The following is a 20,173-nucleotide window of genomic DNA, read 5'->3' as shown; positions in this document are numbered from 1 at the left end:
TAAAAAATTGCTTTAAGATAACTACAACGACGATGAAATGAAGAGTAACTTACTTTTACCTCATAGAGAGTTCTTGGCTGGTGGAAAAGAACAGGGAGCGGTAAGCGAAGATGGTCATGGAGTTGCATGGGTGATATTTAGCCTATGACGTGAGTGCCCGTTACCGCACTAGAGTATGATAGTACTCGATGAGGTTATGATTGTGAGGTCATAATGAATTAAGGTGGTAACACGAGCATGCTCGTCCTTTTATTAGGACGAGCTTTTATATTTTAAGGAGGAATTTTATGATTGAAGTCAAAAATGTCAGCAAGATTTATCAAAACAAAAAGCAGACAATCAAAGCTGTTGACGATGTCAGTTTGACGATTCAGGATGGTGAAATCTATGGCATTATCGGTTACAGCGGCGCTGGTAAATCAACACTGCTGCGAATGATCAATTCATTGGAAAAGCCGACAATGGGAACAGTGTGGATCGATCAGCAGAATATTTCAGAGCTAAACAAGAAAGCATTGAACCAAGCAAGAATGAAGATTGGCATGATCTTTCAGCATTTTAATTTACTTTGGAGCAGGACTGTGATTGAAAATATTGAACTGCCCTTAGAAATTGCCGGGCTTTCTTCAACAGATTGCAGAATCCGAGCAAAGGAACTGATTGAACTGGTTGGTTTGACCGGAAAAGAAAACAGTTATCCAAGTGAATTGTCAGGTGGACAAAAACAGCGTGTCGGCATTGCCAGAGCTTTAGCCAACCGTCCTACCGTTTTGCTCTGCGATGAAGCCACTTCTGCTCTTGATCCCGATACAACCGAATCTATTTTAGATTTGCTGGTAAAGATCAATCAGGAGCTGCATTTAACCATCGTTTTGATTACCCATCAAATGGAAGTGGTTCAGAAGATCTGTCACCGTGTTGCTGTGATGGTCGAAGGAAAGGTTGTTGAAGAAGGCTCAATGAAAGATATTTTCCTAAAACCAAAACATGCGGTCACTAAACGTTTTGTCGGTGAAGAAAAAAGCTATAATCAGGAAACTGATTTAAAAACAATCTATTCAGACGGCGTGTTATACAAACTGACATTCACTCAGGAAAATTCTCGCCAGCCGATCTTGTCGCAGGCGATTCGCCACAGTGATTTGGATATCAGCATCGTTCAGGCAAAGCTGACAAATACACAGGAAATGTCTTTTGGAATGATGTATATCCATGCTTCAAAATGTGATGATCAAAAGCATCAGTGCTTTATCCAGTTTTTAAAAGAAAAAAATGTTTTAGTGGAGGTGATTTAAATGGGAAATCAAATTGATTGGGAAAGTATTATGATTGCACTTAGGGATACTTTATTTATGAGTTTTACCTCATTAATTGCAGCGATCGTGCTGGGACTGCTTTTAGGCATCCTCCTATATATTACACAAGATGACGGTCTTTATCCTAACCGATTCATCAGCCGAACCCTTAATTTTCTAGTAAATATCCTAAGATCTATCCCCTTCATTATCCTCTTATTTATCCTTCTTCCTCTGACAAAGGTATTAGTTGGATCAATTTTAGGAGCGAAGGCAGCTTTACCGGCTCTGATCATTTCAAGTGCGCCCTTTTATGCCCGCATGTGCATGGTTGCCTTCAATGAAGTAGATAAAGGAACCATTGAAGCAAGCAAGGCAATGGGAGCCTCTAACTGGCAAATTATGACAAAAATCCTGTTGCCGGAAGCAAAACCGGCTTTATTTTCCAACATGACCATCATGGGAGTTACCCTCATTGGCTATACAGCCATGGCGGGTGCCATCGGTGCCGGTGGTCTGGGACATTTAGCGTATTTATATGGCATCGCCAGAAATAATCCGACCATGACCTACATTGCAACTTTCTTAATATTAGTCATTGTCTTCATTGTCCAAATGATTGGCGATCGCATTGTGAAAACTACAGATAAAAGATAGGAGAAAACAACATGAAAAAACTAACTACATTATTATTTACTGCTTTATTATTTATCACTTTAGTAGGCTGCGCTAATAAAAACAGCGGTTCTGCGAATACTTTAATCGTTTCTGCTACCTCAGATCCTCATTCAAGAATTTTGGAAGCAGCTAAGCCTATTTTAAAGGAAAAATACGATATTGATTTAAAGATTAAGGTTTTAGATGATTACTACATTTTCAACAAAGCCCTAGATAACGGCGAAGTGGATGCTAACTATTTCCAGCATTTACCCTTCTTTGAAGAAGAATTAGCGACACATCAATATGATTTAGTAAATGCCGGGGGAATCCATATCGAACCCTTTGGTATTTATTCTAAAAAATACAGCAAATTAGAGGATATCCCGAATGGAGCTGCGGTAATCATCTCAAATTCTGTTGCCGATAACGGACGTATTCTAGCTATTTTAGCGGATGCCGGTCTGATTAAGATTCCCGAAGGTAAAAACATTTTCGATTTAACGATCAGTGAAATCCAAAATAATAAAGACTATAATCCTAAAGCATTGAAATTTAATGAAATCAAACCGGAACTGTTAGTCACCACTTTCAACAGCAATGAAGGGGATTTAGTGGCTATCAACGGAAATTACGCTATTCAAGGCGGATTAAATCCAAGCCAGGATGCATTGATCTTAGAGAGTGCCTCACAGGATAATCCATATGTCAATATTGTGGCAACAACTAAGACTTTACAAAATGATGACCGTATTTTAGCTTTGGTAGAAGTATTGCAGTCTGATGAAATCAAACAATTTATAGAAAATACCTACAGCAATGGTTCAGTTATCCCTGCTGAAACGAATTAACGATGCTTAGTCATCGTTTTTTTATTACTTTCATGATTAATTATCAAAATAAACCATTATGCTTTAATCCCTCTTTGTCCTTATGTTAATATTTATGTTTGTTTCGATTTATAATTATAGTATAATATAAGATAGAAGATCTAAATTTGATTGGCAATGAAAATTATTATTTAGCTTAATGAAGGCTTACTGTTAGAAAAGATTATAAGAACCAATGATGTTAGTAATTATAATATTTTTTTCAAAAAATAAAAGTGAAAATTGTCTAATGAGGAGGAATCATGTTGTTTAAAAGAAACTCGATGAGCAGACCAATACGGCGTATGGATGTTCAGGTATCTATTTTTACTGCGGCTGTTGTCACTGTCTCATGTTTATGTGTGTTTGCCGTACATTATTTCAGCACCTATCACGATATGATTCGTTCATTAAATGATCGTGTGTTGGCAATCTATGATTATTTGGAAGATTCACTTGATCGAGAGGCGTTTTCACAGCTTCGCTCAATAGAGGATATGAATACTCCATTATATCAAGACAGCCGTCAGATCTTTGCGAATGTTAAGCAGGCAACAGATGTGCGTTATCTTTATACCGCAACCCAAATAGAAAACGGGGACTTCATTTATCTTATTGACGGACTGCCTTTAGAAGCTGAAGATTTTCGTCATCCCGGGGATTTAATTGAAAAAGAAATTATCCCGGAACTGCAGCGAGCCATGAATGGAGAAACAATCATGCCAAGCAATATCAAAGAAACCGAATGGGGAAAAATATTTATCGCCTATCTTCCTATCCATTCAGAACAAAATAACGATGTGGTAGGTGTCGTTGGCATCGAATTTGATGCTGCCAAACATTATAATACATATAAAAATCTCCGCCTATTTACTCCCATTATTATTTTAGGAACCTGCTTATTATCGATTGTTTTTGCCGTTATTTTCTTCCGTCGTATTTCCAACCCGCTTTATCGTGATATGGCGAATACCGATCATCTGACACAGCTTAAAAATCGCAATGCCTATCTTGTGGATACACAAAATTTAGCGGCTCTACATACGGTTTCGGATATAGGAATTCTAGTCGCGGATCTTAATAATCTTAAAACTGTAAACGATGAACTGGGCCATGATCACGGTGATACTTATCTTCAAGTATCTGCACAGGCATTATTAAAGGCGGTTGAACGAAATGGAACTGTATATCGTATTGGTGGAGATGAGTTTGCGGTTTTAGTTCCTCACGCTGATGAAAAGATGATGAAAAAATTAGAAACAACTATTCATCTTGTTTTTAGTGAAAGCAAGCCGGATTGGTCAATCAACATCGGTCTTGCGATTGGGTGGTATATTTGTACAGATAAAGATACACTGCAATCTGCATTTAATCAAGCGGATACTTTGATGTATAAACATAAAAAAGCTGAACATCAGAAAAATAACAAGGAGGATGAAATCCAGTAATTCTTTATTGTCATTTCTTTGAGAGATTTTATCATTCTATAACGCCTAAAGAAAATAAAAAAAGCCGGTAATCTTCATTATAAAAATGAAGCATTATCAGCTATAAAGTTTCTATCTTATTGATAGGAACTATTTTTTTATCCATTGGATCGCAACACATTCTGGTCCGCCTTGAGTAATAAAGGCAGGGGTTAATTCAAAAATTTCCACTTCTGCTGTCGGAAACTTTTCTTTTATCTTACTTGCAGCCGTTTCCGCTTGTTTTAAAACACCACCATGACTGATCGTAATATATGTATTTCCATCAACCTGATCTCTTTCCATATCTCCGAATAATTTACTGACAGCCGATGTAAAGGTTCTGCCTATTCCGTGTTTTTCCAAACGCTTACGGTCTTCTGTCTGCGTCATGATCGGAACAATCTTTAATAAACCACCCAAAGTTGCCGCAATAGGGGTTAGACGTCCACCGCGCTTTAAGAAATCAAAATCCTGAGGAAGCAGGAACGAACGATTCTCTTCCAAAGATACCTGCAGGGCTTCAAGAATTTCAGCTTTACTCTTTCCTTCGTCAGCTAAGCGTTTTGCCTTTAATACCAAATAACGATGAGGTCCGCACAGTGTCTTGCTGTCTACAATTGAAATGTTTTCCTGATTAGAAACCATCTGACTGGCACTGACTGCACTTTGATATGTTCCTGACAACCCATCGCACATAAAGATGCCTAAGATTTCATCATTAGGATATTTTTCAAATGCTTCCACTAATTTTCCAATCGGTGGCTGTGAAGATGAGGGCACGCCCCCTTCTTTTATTTTTTTTAGAAAAGTCTCACTATCCATCTCAACAAGCTCTGCATAAGATTCATGATTGATACTGACACTTAAAGGAATGATATCGATTCCTAGTGCTTCTCCTTCTTTTGGAGAAAACATTGTTGATGTATCCGCAATTATTTTTACCATATGAATTACCTTCCAATACTATATAATGTGGTTTTAAACTCTACTTACAAGTGTATTATACTCAAGTTTACTATTAAGTTCAATATAAAAGATCAGCAGGAAAAATAATATTCGCTTTTTTTCGCGCTTTATCCGCTATTTCCATTACTTTTAAGCTTTCCTCCAATAATTTAAAGCAGGCTTCTAAATCCTTTTGCTCATAAATCTCCTTAAAATCTAACAATTCATAATACATGCCGTTGCGTTCTGTCTGCTCATTAAAGGTTTGCGTATCTTTCTTCACTAAATCAATTTGTGTCAGTCCGCTTGGTGAGCTGGGACTATACAGACAGCCCTGTTCTCCCTGAATAGAAACAAAGCGATGTCCTGAACAATCTTTTGCTCCGACACTGCTGAAAATAAAATCTTCATATTTCAAGATCAGCACACCAGAAATATCAACTCCATTTTGATGAAGATTCGCAATATAATCCACTTCTATAGGTTCTCCAAACAATGAAACCGCTAAATGAATATTATAAATATTAAGATCCAGCAACGCGCCGCCGGCATACTCCAAATTAAATACATTCGGTGTCTCTCCTGATAACAATGCATTATACTTAGAAGAATACTGACTAAAATTAGTTTGCACCATTCTGATGCGTCCAATCTCATTTATTTTTTCTTTTAAAATCTTAAAGTTAGGCAAATGTATATTAATAATTGCTTCAAATAAAAAACGTTTTCTTTCTTTTGCGATCCTGATCAATTCTTTTAGTTCTTCGGCATTCGAACAAAACGGCTTTTCACACATGACATGCTTATCCGCTTCCAAAGCCAGCTTGCAGTACTTAAAATGTAAACCATTTGGTGTCGCCACATAAATAAAATCCAGTTTTGGATCGGCTATCATCTGATGATAATCATCATATGTTTTTTCAATCTGACACTCTTTTGCAAATGCTTTTGCCTTTTCCATCGTTCTCGAACAAACGGCATGGATTTCTAAATCATTTTTTCTTGCGCCATCTATGAATGCTTTTGCAATCATTCCGGTGCCAATAATTCCTATCTTCATATTTGTCACCCCTTTTAGAGTAACATATTTCTAACTTCGTCAAAGATAATTTTTAGAATGTGAAAGAAAAGTATGAAAAGAATAAAAAAACAGGAAACAGCATTCGCCATTTCCCTATTGTTTTATTGTTTTGACAGCTCTATTATCCGTTTACTTTTTCGTATAGGTCGATCATTTCAGCTGCTAAATCGATACATAATAATGAAGTCATTAAGTGGTCTTGAGCATGTACCATTAATAATGATAAAGGTGCTTTTTCCCCTCTGATTTCAGCTTGGATCAATTCAGTTTGTGAATGATGTCCTTCGTTTACTGATTCTTTAGCTTGATCTAATGATTCGCGAGCTTTATCCATTTCTCCTGCTTTAGCAAATTGGATTGCTTCCATTGCTGAAGAACGAGCGCTACCGCTGCTTACGATTAAGTTAATGATTACTGTTTCCATTTCATCCATGGTTAAATACTTCCTTTCTATCTGTTAAAGTTCTTTAATTACATGTCTAATTTTACATGGAAAGATGGCGTTTGTCAATGAATACCGTAAGCGTTGTCATGACAAAAAGCTTCGAAAGAAAATTCATTGATTATATCGATCTTATTTGCTCCATTCACTCAATTGCTCAATGCATTGATGGACATATTCATTAATATTTTTATTCTCTATTCCCACAATGGTAACCGGACATTTTGATACCGGGATCAGTAATTTATGAGCCGCTGAGGTACCGATCGCCTGTGCCATTTTCGGACTGATTTCTCCATACATGGAATTCGCAAATGCGATTCCGATCGGTCCAATGACAACTTCAGCATTCTGAGCATTATAAATCACTGCATTCTCACCGGTTGCGCCTACTTGAGCACCGGCTTTCAACATATTGCTTGTAGCCACCGCATTGGTTCCTACTGCTATAATAAAGACATCGGGAAGGCTTTGGCGTATTGCTTCAATAACACTTCTGCCAATCCCTCCGCCTTGTCCGTCAATAACAACTACTTCCATAATTTCTCCTTATTTTGGCATCTCTGCAGCAACACGTTTTAAATCTTCTCTGATCTTAATAGCCTGCGGACACATTTTTTCACAAGCTCCGCATTGCTTACATTGATCGGCTCTTTGTTTTTCATCCATATCATGATAACGTTTTCTAGCGGCATCTTCATTCCCATACATCGCATAATCGTTCCATAAACGGAAGTTCTTAGGAATATCTACTCCAAATGGACATGGCATACAATATGCACAGCCTGTACATCCGTTCTTTGTACGTGATTTAATCGTTTCTGCTACTTTATTTACAAGATCACTCTCTTCAGTCGTTAGCGGCTTAAAGTGATTAAATGTTGCTAAGTTATCTTCTACCTGCTGATAAGTCGACATTCCGCTTAATACCACTTTTACATTTGGCAGACTGGCGATCCAGCGCAATGCCCATGAAGAAAGACTTTTTGATTCGTCATAATTCTTGAAGATAGAAGCGATATCTTCCGGCAGCGTTGCCAGTGATCCGCCTTTGATTGGTTCCATGATTACCAATGGGATATTACGGCTGGCTGCTAGTTCATAGCCTTTAATCCCTGCCTGCACATCGGTATCAATATAGTTCAATTGAATCTGACAGAAATCCCAGTCACGATAGGTTAAGATTTCTTCAAATACAGGATAATCATCATGAAATGAGAATCCTAAATATTTAATTTTCCCTTGTCTCTTTAATTCTTCACAATAGTCTAAAATCCCTAAATCTAAGATTTTATCCCATCTTCCTTTATCTAAAGCATGCAGTAAATAAAAATCCACATACTCTACATCTAAACGAGTCATTTGTTCTTCAAAGATACGTTTAGCGTCTTCTAATGTTTCAATATTCCAAATTGGCAATTTGGTCGCTAAATAAAAACTCTTGCGATCATATTTCTTTAATACTCTGCCAACAAAGGGTTCACTGTCGCCACTATGATAAGGATAAGCTGTATCAATATACGTTACGCCGTTGCTTATGGCGTGATCGATCATTCTTTCAGCTTCTGCTTCATCGATTTTCCCATCTTCTTTAATGGGGAAACGCATACATCCAAATCCTAACAATGATGGGGCAACCCCTAATTTCTCAATTTTACGATATTCCATCTCTATACCTCCCTGATATAATTTACAGTTTTATTTTACGCCTTCGAGTCCACTCGAAGTCAAGGATTTTCAAATAAAAATAATAATAAACTTAAAATCTTTGCCTATTTACTTATTTTTTGATTTTGTATATGACAGTCTTCTTGTAATCCCCCATAAAAATTCATGATACCCTGATAAAACAGCTTAAAATCAAAGGTAATATGATCACGCCACAAAGGCAATTTATTGTTTACACTATTATGTTACATATCAGAGGCTTAATAAACCTTGCATGCAACGTCATTACAGACACTAAAACCAATAATGCAAAGTGTTTACTTTTCCCATGAAAATACTCGATAGTTGTGTAATATTTCAAAGCAAGCTGAGGTCTGTTTAACCTTTCCGTTTCAAGAAAAAATTCCTCAGCAAGCATAGAAAGGATGATCCTATTCGTAAAAATTATTCATTTTGTCTGTGACCACATGAGAGATTTTTGCTTTTGGTAATCTCCCAAACCACTGCATAAATTGAACTTATAATTCTTTTTCATACATAATTTCAATAGGAATCATATTTGGCTTTTCTTTTTCTGTTGTAATAAAGCCGCTTGTTTCATAGAAGCCTCTTGCTCGCATGTTATCTTTAAAAACCCACAGCATAATTTTTTTATATCCTGCATTTTTTACATCTTCGAGTACTTGTTCCATCATTTTTGTTCCAAACCCTTTCCTCCAATTATTTGGAAGACTGTGAATACAAATTAATTCAGCACAATCGGGTTCATCGACCCCTCTTGCCTTATCCCAATAGGCAATGCAATGTGCAATACCATCCACTTCCAAGATATATCCGTTTCCAATATGATGATCTAAAATCTTTTTATACATATGGGTTGTTTTTGTTAAATCAGTACATCTGACTAATTCTTCATCAGTCAATATCCCCTTAAATCCTGCTTTCCAACTTTCTGTTTGAACATAAGCAAGAATAGACTCATCTCCATTTTTTACTTTTCTAATGATACAATTCAAAGTAACCCCTCCGTAAAATTCTAATTTGTTAGCTTAGATTATAGCACTCTCATATAGATTTTTCTATCCTTACTCTATTTGTATGAATGGTATCCCCTTATATCTGTCTGTATTGTTTTATTTCACTATAAGAATTTCAGGCACCAAAATATTGAAAGTCATTCCTTTTTTTGGCAGCTAAACTTTCTGAAAAAGTCAATATTTACATAGAGTTCACAAGTCGGTGCTTTCTTGATAGCCCCCATTTAAATACTATTTTTATATGCGTTTTATTTAGGATACTAAAGTTTATATTGAGCTTACATTACCGACCGTATTCATTCGGTTAATAAAAAAATATTAGGTTCGTGAAGAATCTAATATTTGATACATTTTTTAATGACACAATCAAGTTTATACAGACTTAACGGAATCAGCAAGGTAACTAATGGAAAATACAAGTCAATCATGTATTGGATAAGACTAAGGGTGCCTTCTTGATATTCAGTGATACAGACCACACTGTTGATAAAGAGAAACACGATCCAAACCGCTAAGAGTTCTCTTTTTCGATGATTCAATAAATAGATATTAATATGGATCAAACCACTGTTGCGATCAGCCATCAGATAACTGAGAAAACTAATAAAAATCAGTCCTAATACGATTAAGGGAATCCATAGCTTACCACCGGCTAAAAGACCGGGAATCATTAAGATCAGTGCCGCAATCAAGTAAGTAATAAAATGCAGACGTGACTTTTTCACAAAGCTCACTTTATCCACGGCAATTTCTTTTTCGATCTGGTGCCAAAGACGATGCAGTGAATGCTTGATCAAGCCGTCGATTTCATCATGGTCATAGCCCTGCTCACGAAACATCTCTGTTTGGCGATCCAGTCCGTCCATCAGCTGCTTTTTCTTTTCACTGACATCAATAATATTTTGATACGGTCGCAGTAAGTGATCGATATAACGTTCTATTTCATTCATAATCTATCTCCTTTAGTCCCATCAAATAAAAAAGCGAGATTGCCCTCGCTATGAACGCTCTACTCTTCCAACGTCTCCAAACCAGCTAGCAATTTAGACAAGATCTCATTAACCTGTGATAATTCCTGCTGGTCGATCTTGGAAAACAATGCTTCTTTTAATTGATTAATTTCTTCATCACAGCCATGGCTTGCCGCTATTCCCTTTTCAGTAATATAGATCAGATTGCAGCGACCATCTTCTGTTGACTTTTTTCTGATCACAAAGCCGTTTCTTTCCATCCGGTTCAGCGAGGTTGTGATCGAGGCTTTGGCGACATTAATCTTTGCTGCCAGCTCATTTTGAGTTAAGCCGGGTGTTTCCTCCAATGCCATTAAAATATGGTGCTGTCCACGGTAAATTCCATATTTATGACATATCTTATGTAACAGATATTCATGCTTTCGCATTAATAACCCAAATAATTTGATATGATCATTTTTAGCCTGTTCCACTTTTTGCCACCTCTTTATGTGTGTTGTCTTTTGTCTAAACCCATTATAGCAAATTATTGAGTGTTCGCCAAACAAAATTGACTTAGACAAAATGAAAAGTCATATTTCTATGACTTTTACACCATGCTGTCTTCTTTAATGATGGAACGGCTGCCTAAATAGGTAATGATAAAGTAGCTGCCATAGATCATGATAATAAATAATGCTGTGATGGCAATCGGTGCCAGCATATCATTTTGATTAAATAAAGCTAAGAGCTTATTAGCTACCTGAATCCCAAAAACAGAATGGATACAGGCTAAGCTTAGCGGCATCGCAAAGAAGATTCCAATTTGTACAAATAAAGAGTGATTGATCATTCGTTCACTTGTACCGATCTTTCTTAATACCTTATAGCGTTCGACGTTGTCTGAACTTTCAGATAACTGTTTTAAAGCTAGGATCGCCGCTCCCGAAATTAGGAAGATAATACCTAAATAAAGTCCAATGAAGATAAATAATACGGTTAAGCCTGTTGCATTTTCCTGCATGGCAATGCGTGAATAGATAATTCCCGCTAGATCACCGTTTTCTTCCAGTGTTTTAAATCTTTCTTCCATTACTTTTGTATGTTCTTTATCACCGGCATAATCGGCATTGAAATGCATCGCTCTAAGCTCCATATTCTTCACATAATGATCTGGAACGACAATAATTCCCATGTTCATATGTGAGGCTGAATTGACGACGAATCCATAAACGCAGTGATTAAACTTCGGTACTAAAGACTGACCATCGATGGTAATCGGTGTCCCCATAGCCATTGACTGATCACGTAAATTTTTCATATTATCGTAATCTACGATAGCGACATACTGATTATCCGCAAGCTCAATTTGTTCATTGCCAAACTGCTTTGCGATCTTATTATAGTCACTGACACTCATAAATGATTCTTGTGCTTCATCTAACTGCAGATAAGGGAAGCTTTTGTGAATCTCATCAACGATCGGAGCTAATGAATCCTTCATATAAATATCAGCACTGTATACATTGGCAAACGTATATTCAGAAAAATCTGTCGGCGTAATGCCAACTTGATTTAACACTTCAAAAACATCGGATTCATTGCCTTGAATGCCTGCATCCATGGATACATAAGACGTAATCGAAACATCTACCGGATTCAAATCTCTCAAATCTTTCTTCAGAGTTTCATTGATAGCAAAAGCAGTCGATAAGATACAGATTGTAAAGAACTGCAGCAAACAAATAATACTGATCGAAACAACGGTTGTATTGATCGTAGCATTCATCTGACGCAAGACAAAGCAATTTAATCCTTTTAAGTAATGTCCTTTATTCATTTGAACGATACGTAAAATAAATCCTGATAATGAATAAAACAGTAAGAAGGTTCCTACACACCCGACTAGGATCATCTGCCCTAACAGATCGACCTGCGATCCGTTAAACACCTGAGTTACTTGATAATAAGCAAAAGCCAGCATTCCTACAGAAACTAAGAATAATAGAACACAGACTCCCAGATTTTTAGTTTTAATACTTTCGTTTTTACGATGAGCCTGAAGCAAATCAATCAGTTGATAGCGACCGATCGAAATCATATTAAATACCATAACAATTAAATAGATGATGCCAAAATAAAGAATTGATTTAACTGTCGCTGAACTTGAATAAACAAACTGATACTGTGTCATATCGGCACTAAATAATTTTGCCACAACAATCGAGGTTAATTGTGAAGCAAAGATTCCGATTACTAAACCGATCACCAATGATAACAATCCGATTAAAATCGTTTCAATTAAAAGAATAACCGAAATATTCTTCTTTCCCATTCCTAATGTCATATAGACACCAAACTCTTTTTTACGTCGCCTGATTAAGAAGTTATTGGCATAAACAATTAAGAAGCCTAAGATAATTGAGACAAAGACCGAAACATAATTAATCAATTCTGTAATCAGAGTTACGATTTCACGAGTATCACTGCTGAGGCTAAGCATTGCCTGCTGAGATTCCAGTGAGTTAAAGACATAAAAGACTGCGACACCTAGTACCAAGGTCATGAAGTAAATCATGTAATCCTTAATGCTTTTTCGCATATTGCGAATAGATAGTTTAAATAACATCGTTCAATTCACCACCTAATAGGGTTACTACTTCAATGATCTTATCAAAGAATTCCTTACGTGAGTCATTTCCTCTGACGAGTTCATTAAAGATTTCCCCATCTTTAATAAAGATGATACGATGCGCATAGCTGGCACTAAAAGCATCATGAGTGACCATTAAAATTGTTGCTTCTAAACTGCGGTTCAATTCTTCAAAGCTTTCTAAAAGCATACGTGCTGATTTTGAATCTAAAGCTCCCGTCGGTTCATCCGCTAAGATCAGTTTCGGATTTGAGATGATCGCACGGGCACTTGCCACTCTTTGCTTTTGTCCTCCCGATAACTGATAAGGATATTTATTTAAAATCTCTTCGATACCTAATCGCTGTGCCACTTCTTTTACGCGGGTTTGGATTTGAGCGGCATTTACTTTTTGAATTGTCAGTGCCAAAGCAATATTTTCAAAAGCTGTTAAGGTATCGAGTAAATTGAAATCCTGAAAGATGAATCCTAATTCTTCACGACGAAATTTAATTAGCTGTGATTTTTTCATTTTAGTAATATCTTTACCGTTAATCATAATGCTTCCAGCCGAAACACGATCAATTGTAGAGATACAATTCAGTAACGTTGTTTTCCCTGATCCCGAAGCTCCCATGATTCCAACAAATTCCCCTTTTGAAATTGAGAAACTGATCTGGTTGATCGCTTTGGTCAGATTTCCTTTATTCCCATAATATTTTTCTATTTTATTTACTTGTAAAACTTGTTCCATAATGATTGCTCCTTCCTTTTACACCTATATTCTACCCATCTTACTGTATAGGAGCCATCGATTAGGCTTACAGTTATCTTACATTTTTGTCATATTGCCGACCGGGAATATAATCGTCAGCATCGTATATTTATCTTTAATCGATTCGATCTGCAGATCGAGCCCAATACGAAGACAGAGCTTCTTAGAAAGATACAGCCCCAGACCGGTCGCTTTTTTATTATCTCGCTGATTGCTGCCGGTGAATCCTTTTTCAAAGACACGGTTTAAATCCTGCGGCAATATTCCGCATCCATTATCTTTAATCATCAAGCGTATTTGATTGGCATACATCACCGTATCAATCGATACTGTTGCCTCTGGTTTATCTGCATATTTAATCGCATTTCCGATAATCTGATGCATGATAAATTCCACCCATTTAGGATCACTGTAGACAACTTGATCTAAATGTTTTAATTCAATCTTGATATTGCGGTTAATAAAATCTATTTTGTTTCGTTTAATGACATTGTTCACTGCATTTTTAAGATTCATTTCCTTGATCGTAAAATCCTTTTCAACATCCGAACTACGGGCATAAAACAAAGCCTGTTCCACATAGTTTTCGACTTTATGCAATTCTTCATTAATATTGCGGGTAACCGGCGATGGATTATTTTCAATAATCATCTTACTTGTCGCAATAGGAGTTTTAACTTCATGAATCCATAATTCAATATATTCTTTATACTCCTTGCTTATATTTTGATAGCGGTTCACTTTCGCAATCATCGAACTTTCCATCGTATACAGCACATCTTTATACAAGCGCTGAAGCTGATCCGTTCCTTTTTCCAGCACTTCGGGCAGCAGATATTTTTGATCGAGCTGTTCAAGATGTTTAAACAGGAGATGAAAATAGCGTTCCTGTTTCTTATAATCTAAATACAGACAGATTAGATAGCCTCCCATCAAAGAAATACCTAAATAAAGATGGAGAAATAAACGGACATTGGCTATCATTAAAAAGATTTCAATGGTAAAGATGATAAAGACCATGATGATTAAATGGAGACTGTGTTCGTAAAGATAGGTGCGCCATTTCATTCTAAAATATACCCATATCCACGTCTTGTCGTGATGATGTCCTTTAAGCCGATATCCTCTAATTTACGGCGTAGTCGATTAATATTCACAGTCAATGTATTGTCATCTACAAACAGCTCACTGTCCCAAAGATAAGACATGATCTCTTCTCGAGATACGATTGTTCCCTGATTGTTCAGCAAGCAGTATAAAATTTTAAATTCATTCTTGGTAAGCTCAAGTTCCTGATGCTCTCTTTCTATCGTATAACGGCTCAAATCTAATGTGAAATCCCGGTAATTCAGCTGATTCACCGCAGGCTGACTGCGTTTTAAGACCGCTTGAATACGTGCTAACAGGATCTGCGTATTAAAAGGTTTCGTCACAAAATCATCAGCTCCGTAATTCATGCTGATTAATTCATCCAGCTCATTATTTTTACTGGTAATAATGATAATAGGCAGATCCGATGTCTTGCGAACCTCCTTGCAAAGAAACTGCCCGTCATGATGAGGCAGGTTGATATCCAGCAGCACCAAATCACTGTGACTGTTCAATATACTTTGCAAAGGATCACTCAAATCATTCAGATATTCCGCCTGATAACCCTGCCGATCTAAAAATATTTTCAGTTCGTTTGCTAATTTGTCATCATCTTCTACGATTAATATTTTTTTCATACGTTCCACCTCTTTATTAGTCTACCATAAAAATAAAAAAACTGAACGTTATTGTTCAGTTTCATGTTCCAAAGCTTTAACAGATAAATGTTTGCGATAGAAACGAACAAACATCAGTGTCGTAATAAGTGAAGCTAATGTATCGGATACCGGTTCTGCAAAATAGATGGCAAATACCTTTCCGGCATGCTGTACTAAGTCTGCGACAGGGTGTGCTAAATTCAACGCAATAGTACTGTTTCCCATGATGATCGGCAGTACATAGATCAATGGAATCAACAAAAAGACTTTTCTGGTCAATGCCATCAGTAATGATATTTTAGCCTGTCCTAATGCCATAAAGGATTGCTGGCAGGCATTCTGTGCTCCCATCACCATTCCGCCGCAGACATAGATGCGCAGTGCCCAGCTGGCAAAACGGATCGTTGTCGGATCACTAGTAAAGACAGAGACTAACGGTGCCGCAAAAATAATAAATAATCCACCAAATGTAAAAGACAGTCCTAGACAGCATTTAAAAGTAAGTTTGAAGGTCTGACGGACACGTTCATAATTTTTAGCACCATAGTTATAGCTCATGATCGGCTGTGCCCCTTGACATAAGCCCATCATTGGCATTGAAATAAACTGCCAAATACTATTCAGGATTGCCATACTGGCTACCGCCAAAGTCCCTCCGTAAACGGATAGCTGATTAATAAAAGAAATCTGCAGCAAACTTTCTGTTGATGCCATAACGAAAGGTGAAACACCTAAAGACACAATCGGTATTAAAACCTTCAGCTTAGGTATAATATACTGTTTACGAATCTTGATTGTACTGTTTTTTGAAAATAGGAATTGAAGCACCCATAAAGCGGATACGCCTTGGGAGATAATCGTCGCTAAAGCTGCCCCTTTAACCCCCATGCCAAAACCAAAGATAAAAACAGGATCCAAGATAATATTAATAATAGCCCCGATCAATACTGTAGACATTCCGATTTTTGCGAATCCCTGTGTATTGATATAGGCATTCATTCCAAAGGCGATTTGAACAAATACTGTTCCTAAGGCATATATTGTAATATATTCTGATGCCGGCTTCAGTGTTTGTACACTGGCTCCAAACATCGTCAGCAGCGGTGTCTGAAACAATAAAATAGTAATCGTAATCAATACTCCGGAAATAATCAATGCCGAAAAGCTGTTTGTCATAATCTCTTCGGCACCATCTTGATTCTTTTCTCCAAGTTTAATGGCACATAACGGTGCTCCACCGACTCCGACTAGCTGTGTAAACGCCATGATTAATGTCACTAATGGCAAAGCTGTGCTTAATCCTGCCATCGCAATCGTACTGTCCGCCATTTTTCCAATGAAAATACGATCGACGATATTATATAAAACATTCACTAATTGAGCAATGATGGAAGGAACGGCTAAACTAAAAAGCAGTTTCCCGATCTTTCCCGTTGCCAAATCATTTTTTGAACTCATCTCATATTCCTCCTTATCACACAAAAAGCGATTATATCACTCTCATCTTCATTTTTCTACATAATTTTATAATAATGAAAAAGGGTTGATTTTCAGATGATTTTATTTCCCTTTCTTTTAGTATGCCAATCAATGTAAAAATTAGCGATATTCTACTTCCCACACGATTATTTAAGATAAAAAAGGAACTTAAAATAAAGTTCCAATTAAGCCTCTTTTAGCTTTATGAAATTAGAAAAGGCAACGATTGCCCCCAATATCACAAGCAATACGGCAAAGACCAGCTGTAAGCCCTGTGTCATCAAATCGATGCTCCCAGTAGTCAGCCATGCCATCACAATGCCATAAATAGACTGTCCTAAGGAAGTAAAGGTTACCACCAACATCAAACACATTGGAATCCACAGCATAAAGCCTTTTCGTCCAGTTGTTTTTAAGAATACGGACAATGAAATTAAGACCAATGCAGATAACAGCTGATTGCTGGCACCAAACAATGGCCAAATATTATTATAACCACCTAAAGCCAGTAAGTATCCAATCACTAATGTAATGATTGTGGCTGCATATTTATTCTTAAAAATCTTTGCTAAGCCTTTTTCATTACCGCCGTTATCACACAGATCCTGTAAAGACATACGCCCGATACGTGCCACAGAATCCAAAGAAGTTAAGGCTAAAGCCGATACCGACATCGCCATCAGGCAGGTAGCAATATGACTAGGTACTCCCAGCTTCCCTAAGAAGCCGGAAACTCCTGTAGAGAATAATTGAAATGGTGTTCCTTTTGGCAAAGCTCCCCCGCTTGCCAAAGAAGATACCACTACTAGCGCTAAAACCGCCAACAAGGCTTCTAAAAGCATCGCTCCAAAGCCAACCATCTTCATATCTTTTTCATTACTGATCTGCTTAGAAGAAGTACCGCTGGATACCAATGAATGGAATCCCGAAACAGCTCCGCAGGCAATTGTAACGAACAATGTTGGAAATAAGAATTTCCCATCAACAACAAATCCGGTAAAAGCCGGTAAGTCCATCGATGGATTTGCCGCAAAAACACCAATGACAGCACCTAAGATCATTCCCACTAATAAGAAGGTTGTCAGATAGTCACGTGGCTGCATCAACAGCCACATTGGTAAAATAGAAGCTAGGAATAAATAACCGATGATAATAAAGATCCAGAAGCTGCGATCTACACACATTGGAAATAAAATCCCCAAAGCAATCATAGCGATTAATAAGATAACGCCAATAATAAATTCCGTAATCTGTGAAGGTTTTTTATATTTAATAAATAATCCAAACACGATAGCGACAACAATAAATAACATCGAAATTGAAGCAGTAGTCCCATTGACCGTATTGATTACCCCCGTTGCATCGATACCGTCAAATGTTCCGGCTACGATATCGGTAAAAGCAGCGATAACGATCAAGGTAAATAACCAGCAAAATACCAGGAACATTTTCTTTCCCGTTTTGCCAATGTATTTTTCAATAATCAGCCCCATTGATTTCCCCTCATTTTTGACTGACGCATACAAAGCGCCAAAATCATGGACAGCACCAAAAAAAATTCCCCCAACTAATATCCATAACAATGCCGGCAGCCAGCCGAACATTAAAGCAATGACCGGTCCGGTAACTGGTCCTGCACCGGCGATAGAAGAAAACTGATGTGCAAATACCACTAATTTAGGTGTAGGTACATAATCTTCTCCATCTTCTTTTTTAAAGGCAGGTGTCTGTGCCTCTGCATCGATCCCCCAAGTTTTTTCCAAGTATCTCCCATACAACAGATAGGCTCCCCCTAGAACGATGATGGCGATCGCAAGTATGATCAAACCATTCATATTTTTCTCTCCCCTCATATTATATATGAACATTTATTAGAATAAACCTAAAAATATGATTCGTCAATCGTCTTTTAATAAAAAATAAGATTATTTTAAAAGTAAACGCTAACAAACACAAAACATTTTAAGAAACTTTGGATTATGTTATAATAAAAAGGAAATATAAGGGGGAATACCATGACATTTAGAGAAATAATCGAACATGAAAAACAAAAAAACTATTATCAGGAACTCAAAAAGAAAATTGATCAGGAATATGCAACGCAAACGGTTTATCCTCCTAAGCAAGATATTTTTAGAAGTCTGAATCTCACTTCATTTGATAATGTTAAAGTGGTCATTGTCGGTCAGGATCCTTATCATGAACCGGGACAGGCAAACGGATTGGCTTTTTCGGTTCATCCCAATATTACCGTTCCGCCTAGTTTAGTTAATATCTATAAGGAATGTCACGATGATCTGGGCTGTTATATCCCTAATCATGGTGATTTGACATCATGGGCAAAACAGGGGGTTCTGCTTTTGAATAATGTCTTAACCGTACGTGCCCATCAAGCCAATTCTCACCGTGGTTTAGGTTGGGAACAATTGACTCTGAATATTATTCGCTATTTAAATCAGCGTGAAAAACCGTTAGTCTTTATCTTATGGGGAAAGAATGCTCAGGAAAAGATTCAGTATATTGATACCTCTAAGCATTTAATCATTAAAAGCTCACACCCTTCTCCTTATTCAGCAGATTACGGTTTCTTTGGTTCCAAGCCTTTTTCTAAAGCCAATACTTTTTTAGTTCAGCATCAGATTGAACCGATCGACTGGCAGATTAAAAACTTGGAAAGAAGGTAGATGTATGATTCGAGAAATAGTAAAAGATCAAATACTGCTAAGCCAAAAATCTATTGATGCTGCCTATGAGGATAAAAACATTGCTCAGGATCTCTTAGATACTTTGAATGCTCACCATGAGCATTGTGTCGGCATGGCTGCCAATATGATCGGTGAACTTAAAAATATTATTGTTATTACTGATCAAGGTTCTCCTATTATCATGTATAATCCGCAGATCATAAAAACAACGGGAACGCCATATACTGTACAAGAAGGCTGTCTTTCTCATCAAGGAACCAAAGAAGCCTTGCGCTATCCTAAAATTAAAGTGGCTTATTTAGATTACGACTTTAAAAAGAAAATTAAGACGTTTAGGGATTATACTGCTCAGATTATCCAACATGAGATGGATCACTGCAACGGTATCCTTATATAAAAAAAGATCGGGTTAGCCCGATTT

The 20,173-nt window shown here is 37.1% G+C and carries 20 protein-coding genes and 1 other annotated feature; of the genes, 6 read left to right on the top strand and 14 right to left on the bottom strand.

Going from position 1 to position 20,173, the window contains the following annotated elements:
- Window positions 1–23: 23 nt before the first annotated feature.
- Window positions 24–252 (top strand) — a binding site (T-box leader).
- Between the two features lie 35 nt (window positions 253–287).
- The 4 genes from ACLRVU_RS07015 (at window position 288) to ACLRVU_RS07000 (ending at window position 4,269) form a co-directional block, all read left to right on the top strand.
- Window positions 288–1,295 (top strand): methionine ABC transporter ATP-binding protein, encoded by a 1,008-nt coding sequence (locus ACLRVU_RS07015; RefSeq protein ID WP_412891316.1) that lies wholly within the window; start codon window positions 288–290, stop codon window positions 1,293–1,295.
- Window positions 1,296–1,952: a methionine ABC transporter permease gene (locus tag ACLRVU_RS07010; RefSeq protein WP_412891315.1), complete on the top strand. Its 657-nt coding sequence runs from the start codon at window positions 1,296–1,298 to the stop codon at window positions 1,950–1,952.
- An 11-nt stretch (window positions 1,953–1,963) separates the two neighbouring features.
- Window positions 1,964–2,803 carry a MetQ/NlpA family ABC transporter substrate-binding protein gene (locus tag ACLRVU_RS07005; RefSeq protein ID WP_412891314.1) on the top strand — a complete coding sequence of 280 codons (840 nt, stop codon included), beginning with the start codon at window positions 1,964–1,966 and terminating at the stop codon, window positions 2,801–2,803.
- 281 nt (window positions 2,804–3,084) lie between these two features.
- Window positions 3,085–4,269, top strand: coding sequence for a GGDEF domain-containing protein (locus ACLRVU_RS07000; RefSeq protein ID WP_412891313.1), 1,185 nt, complete (start codon window positions 3,085–3,087; stop codon window positions 4,267–4,269).
- A gap of 129 nt (window positions 4,270–4,398) precedes the next feature.
- Here ACLRVU_RS07000 and ACLRVU_RS06995 read toward each other — a convergent pair whose 3' ends face one another.
- From ACLRVU_RS06995 to ACLRVU_RS06930, 14 genes are all read right to left on the bottom strand, one after another.
- Window positions 4,399–5,235: a DegV family protein gene (locus tag ACLRVU_RS06995; RefSeq protein WP_412891312.1), complete on the bottom strand. Its 837-nt coding sequence runs from the start codon at window positions 5,233–5,235 to the stop codon at window positions 4,399–4,401.
- A gap of 79 nt (window positions 5,236–5,314) precedes the next feature.
- Entirely contained in the window at window positions 5,315–6,295 is a 981-nt protein-coding gene (locus ACLRVU_RS06990; RefSeq protein WP_412891311.1) for a Gfo/Idh/MocA family protein, read from the bottom strand.
- A gap of 142 nt (window positions 6,296–6,437) precedes the next feature.
- Window positions 6,438–6,749 carry a PTS lactose/cellobiose transporter subunit IIA gene (locus ACLRVU_RS06985; protein WP_147550447.1) on the bottom strand — a complete coding sequence of 104 codons (312 nt, stop codon included), beginning with the start codon at window positions 6,747–6,749 and terminating at the stop codon, window positions 6,438–6,440.
- Window positions 6,750–6,890: 141 nt separating this feature from the next.
- Window positions 6,891–7,298: a DUF3842 family protein gene (locus ACLRVU_RS06980; protein WP_412891310.1), complete on the bottom strand. Its 408-nt coding sequence runs from the start codon at window positions 7,296–7,298 to the stop codon at window positions 6,891–6,893.
- Window positions 7,299–7,307: 9 nt separating this feature from the next.
- On the bottom strand, window positions 7,308–8,426 hold the full coding sequence (locus ACLRVU_RS06975; protein ID WP_412891309.1) for an aldo/keto reductase: 1,119 nt from the start codon (window positions 8,424–8,426) through the stop codon (window positions 7,308–7,310).
- A gap of 518 nt (window positions 8,427–8,944) precedes the next feature.
- Complete coding sequence (locus ACLRVU_RS06970) at window positions 8,945–9,442, bottom strand: GNAT family N-acetyltransferase (RefSeq protein ID WP_412891308.1); 498 nt, start codon at window positions 9,440–9,442, stop codon at window positions 8,945–8,947.
- Window positions 9,443–9,798: 356 nt separating this feature from the next.
- On the bottom strand, window positions 9,799–10,413 hold the full coding sequence (locus ACLRVU_RS06965; RefSeq protein WP_412891307.1) for a hypothetical protein: 615 nt from the start codon (window positions 10,411–10,413) through the stop codon (window positions 9,799–9,801).
- Between the two features lie 59 nt (window positions 10,414–10,472).
- Window positions 10,473–10,907 (bottom strand): MarR family winged helix-turn-helix transcriptional regulator, encoded by a 435-nt coding sequence (locus ACLRVU_RS06960; protein WP_412891306.1) that lies wholly within the window; start codon window positions 10,905–10,907, stop codon window positions 10,473–10,475.
- Between the two features lie 116 nt (window positions 10,908–11,023).
- The gene (locus ACLRVU_RS06955; protein ID WP_412891305.1) at window positions 11,024–13,042 is read right to left on the bottom strand and encodes an FtsX-like permease family protein; all 2,019 of its coding nucleotides are present in this window, start codon (window positions 13,040–13,042) and stop codon (window positions 11,024–11,026) included.
- Complete coding sequence (locus ACLRVU_RS06950; RefSeq protein ID WP_412891304.1) at window positions 13,032–13,799, bottom strand: ABC transporter ATP-binding protein; 768 nt, start codon at window positions 13,797–13,799, stop codon at window positions 13,032–13,034. The genes ACLRVU_RS06955 and ACLRVU_RS06950 overlap by 11 nt, the downstream gene beginning before the upstream one ends.
- 78 nt (window positions 13,800–13,877) lie before the next feature.
- Entirely contained in the window at window positions 13,878–14,888 is a 1,011-nt protein-coding gene (locus tag ACLRVU_RS06945) for a sensor histidine kinase (protein WP_412891303.1), read from the bottom strand.
- Window positions 14,885–15,547 carry a response regulator transcription factor gene (locus ACLRVU_RS06940; RefSeq protein ID WP_412891302.1) on the bottom strand — a complete coding sequence of 221 codons (663 nt, stop codon included), beginning with the start codon at window positions 15,545–15,547 and terminating at the stop codon, window positions 14,885–14,887. The genes ACLRVU_RS06945 and ACLRVU_RS06940 overlap by 4 nt, the downstream gene beginning before the upstream one ends.
- Window positions 15,548–15,595: 48 nt before the next feature.
- Window positions 15,596–17,026 carry an MATE family efflux transporter gene (locus ACLRVU_RS06935; RefSeq protein WP_412891301.1) on the bottom strand — a complete coding sequence of 477 codons (1,431 nt, stop codon included), beginning with the start codon at window positions 17,024–17,026 and terminating at the stop codon, window positions 15,596–15,598.
- A 206-nt stretch (window positions 17,027–17,232) separates the two neighbouring features.
- Complete coding sequence (locus ACLRVU_RS06930; RefSeq protein ID WP_412891300.1) at window positions 17,233–18,882, bottom strand: carbon starvation protein A; 1,650 nt, start codon at window positions 18,880–18,882, stop codon at window positions 17,233–17,235.
- Window positions 18,883–19,062: 180 nt separating this feature from the next.
- Here ACLRVU_RS06930 and ACLRVU_RS06925 point away from each other — a divergent pair, with 180 nt between their 5' ends.
- Together ACLRVU_RS06925 and ACLRVU_RS06920 are read left to right on the top strand one after the other, a co-directional pair.
- Complete coding sequence (locus ACLRVU_RS06925) at window positions 19,063–19,731, top strand: uracil-DNA glycosylase (RefSeq protein ID WP_412891299.1); 669 nt, start codon at window positions 19,063–19,065, stop codon at window positions 19,729–19,731.
- A 4-nt stretch (window positions 19,732–19,735) separates the two neighbouring features.
- A complete protein-coding gene (locus ACLRVU_RS06920) occupies window positions 19,736–20,149 on the top strand; it encodes a peptide deformylase (protein WP_412891298.1) in 414 nt (137 codons plus the stop codon).
- The last annotated feature ends 24 nt before the right edge of the window (window positions 20,150–20,173 follow it).

Source organism: Beduini sp., from assembly GCF_047239305.1.
In the GTDB taxonomy this organism is placed as follows: domain Bacteria; phylum Bacillota_I; class Bacilli_A; order Erysipelotrichales; family Coprobacillaceae; genus Beduini.
This window is presented reverse-complemented; position numbering and strand designations above follow the sequence as displayed.

Excerpts from the sequence above, each read along its gene's own strand:
- ACLRVU_RS06990 (WP_412891311.1), bottom strand. The coding sequence starts at position 6,295 with ATGAAGATAGGAATTATTGGCACCGGAATGATTGCAAAAGCATTCATA.
- ACLRVU_RS06925 (WP_412891299.1), top strand. The coding sequence starts at position 19,063 with ATGACATTTAGAGAAATAATCGAACATGAAAAACAAAAAAACTATTAT.
- ACLRVU_RS06950 (WP_412891304.1), bottom strand. The coding sequence starts at position 13,799 with ATGGAACAAGTTTTACAAGTAAATAAAATAGAAAAATATTATGGGAAT.
- ACLRVU_RS06965 (WP_412891307.1), bottom strand. The coding sequence starts at position 10,413 with ATGAATGAAATAGAACGTTATATCGATCACTTACTGCGACCGTATCAA.
- ACLRVU_RS06920 (WP_412891298.1), top strand. The coding sequence starts at position 19,736 with ATGATTCGAGAAATAGTAAAAGATCAAATACTGCTAAGCCAAAAATCT.
- ACLRVU_RS06935 (WP_412891301.1), bottom strand. The coding sequence starts at position 17,026 with ATGAGTTCAAAAAATGATTTGGCAACGGGAAAGATCGGGAAACTGCTT.
- ACLRVU_RS07005 (WP_412891314.1), top strand. The coding sequence starts at position 1,964 with ATGAAAAAACTAACTACATTATTATTTACTGCTTTATTATTTATCACT.
- ACLRVU_RS06985 (WP_147550447.1), bottom strand. The coding sequence starts at position 6,749 with ATGGATGAAATGGAAACAGTAATCATTAACTTAATCGTAAGCAGCGGT.
- ACLRVU_RS06975 (WP_412891309.1), bottom strand. The coding sequence starts at position 8,426 with ATGGAATATCGTAAAATTGAGAAATTAGGGGTTGCCCCATCATTGTTA.
- ACLRVU_RS06980 (WP_412891310.1), bottom strand. The coding sequence starts at position 7,298 with ATGGAAGTAGTTGTTATTGACGGACAAGGCGGAGGGATTGGCAGAAGT.
- ACLRVU_RS07010 (WP_412891315.1), top strand. The coding sequence starts at position 1,296 with ATGGGAAATCAAATTGATTGGGAAAGTATTATGATTGCACTTAGGGAT.
- ACLRVU_RS06995 (WP_412891312.1), bottom strand. The coding sequence starts at position 5,235 with ATGGTAAAAATAATTGCGGATACATCAACAATGTTTTCTCCAAAAGAA.
- ACLRVU_RS07015 (WP_412891316.1), top strand. The coding sequence starts at position 288 with ATGATTGAAGTCAAAAATGTCAGCAAGATTTATCAAAACAAAAAGCAG.
- ACLRVU_RS06940 (WP_412891302.1), bottom strand. The coding sequence starts at position 15,547 with ATGAAAAAAATATTAATCGTAGAAGATGATGACAAATTAGCAAACGAA.
- ACLRVU_RS06930 (WP_412891300.1), bottom strand. The coding sequence starts at position 18,882 with ATGAATGGTTTGATCATACTTGCGATCGCCATCATCGTTCTAGGGGGA.
- ACLRVU_RS07000 (WP_412891313.1), top strand. The coding sequence starts at position 3,085 with ATGTTGTTTAAAAGAAACTCGATGAGCAGACCAATACGGCGTATGGAT.
- ACLRVU_RS06955 (WP_412891305.1), bottom strand. The coding sequence starts at position 13,042 with ATGTTATTTAAACTATCTATTCGCAATATGCGAAAAAGCATTAAGGAT.
- ACLRVU_RS06945 (WP_412891303.1), bottom strand. The coding sequence starts at position 14,888 with ATGAAATGGCGCACCTATCTTTACGAACACAGTCTCCATTTAATCATC.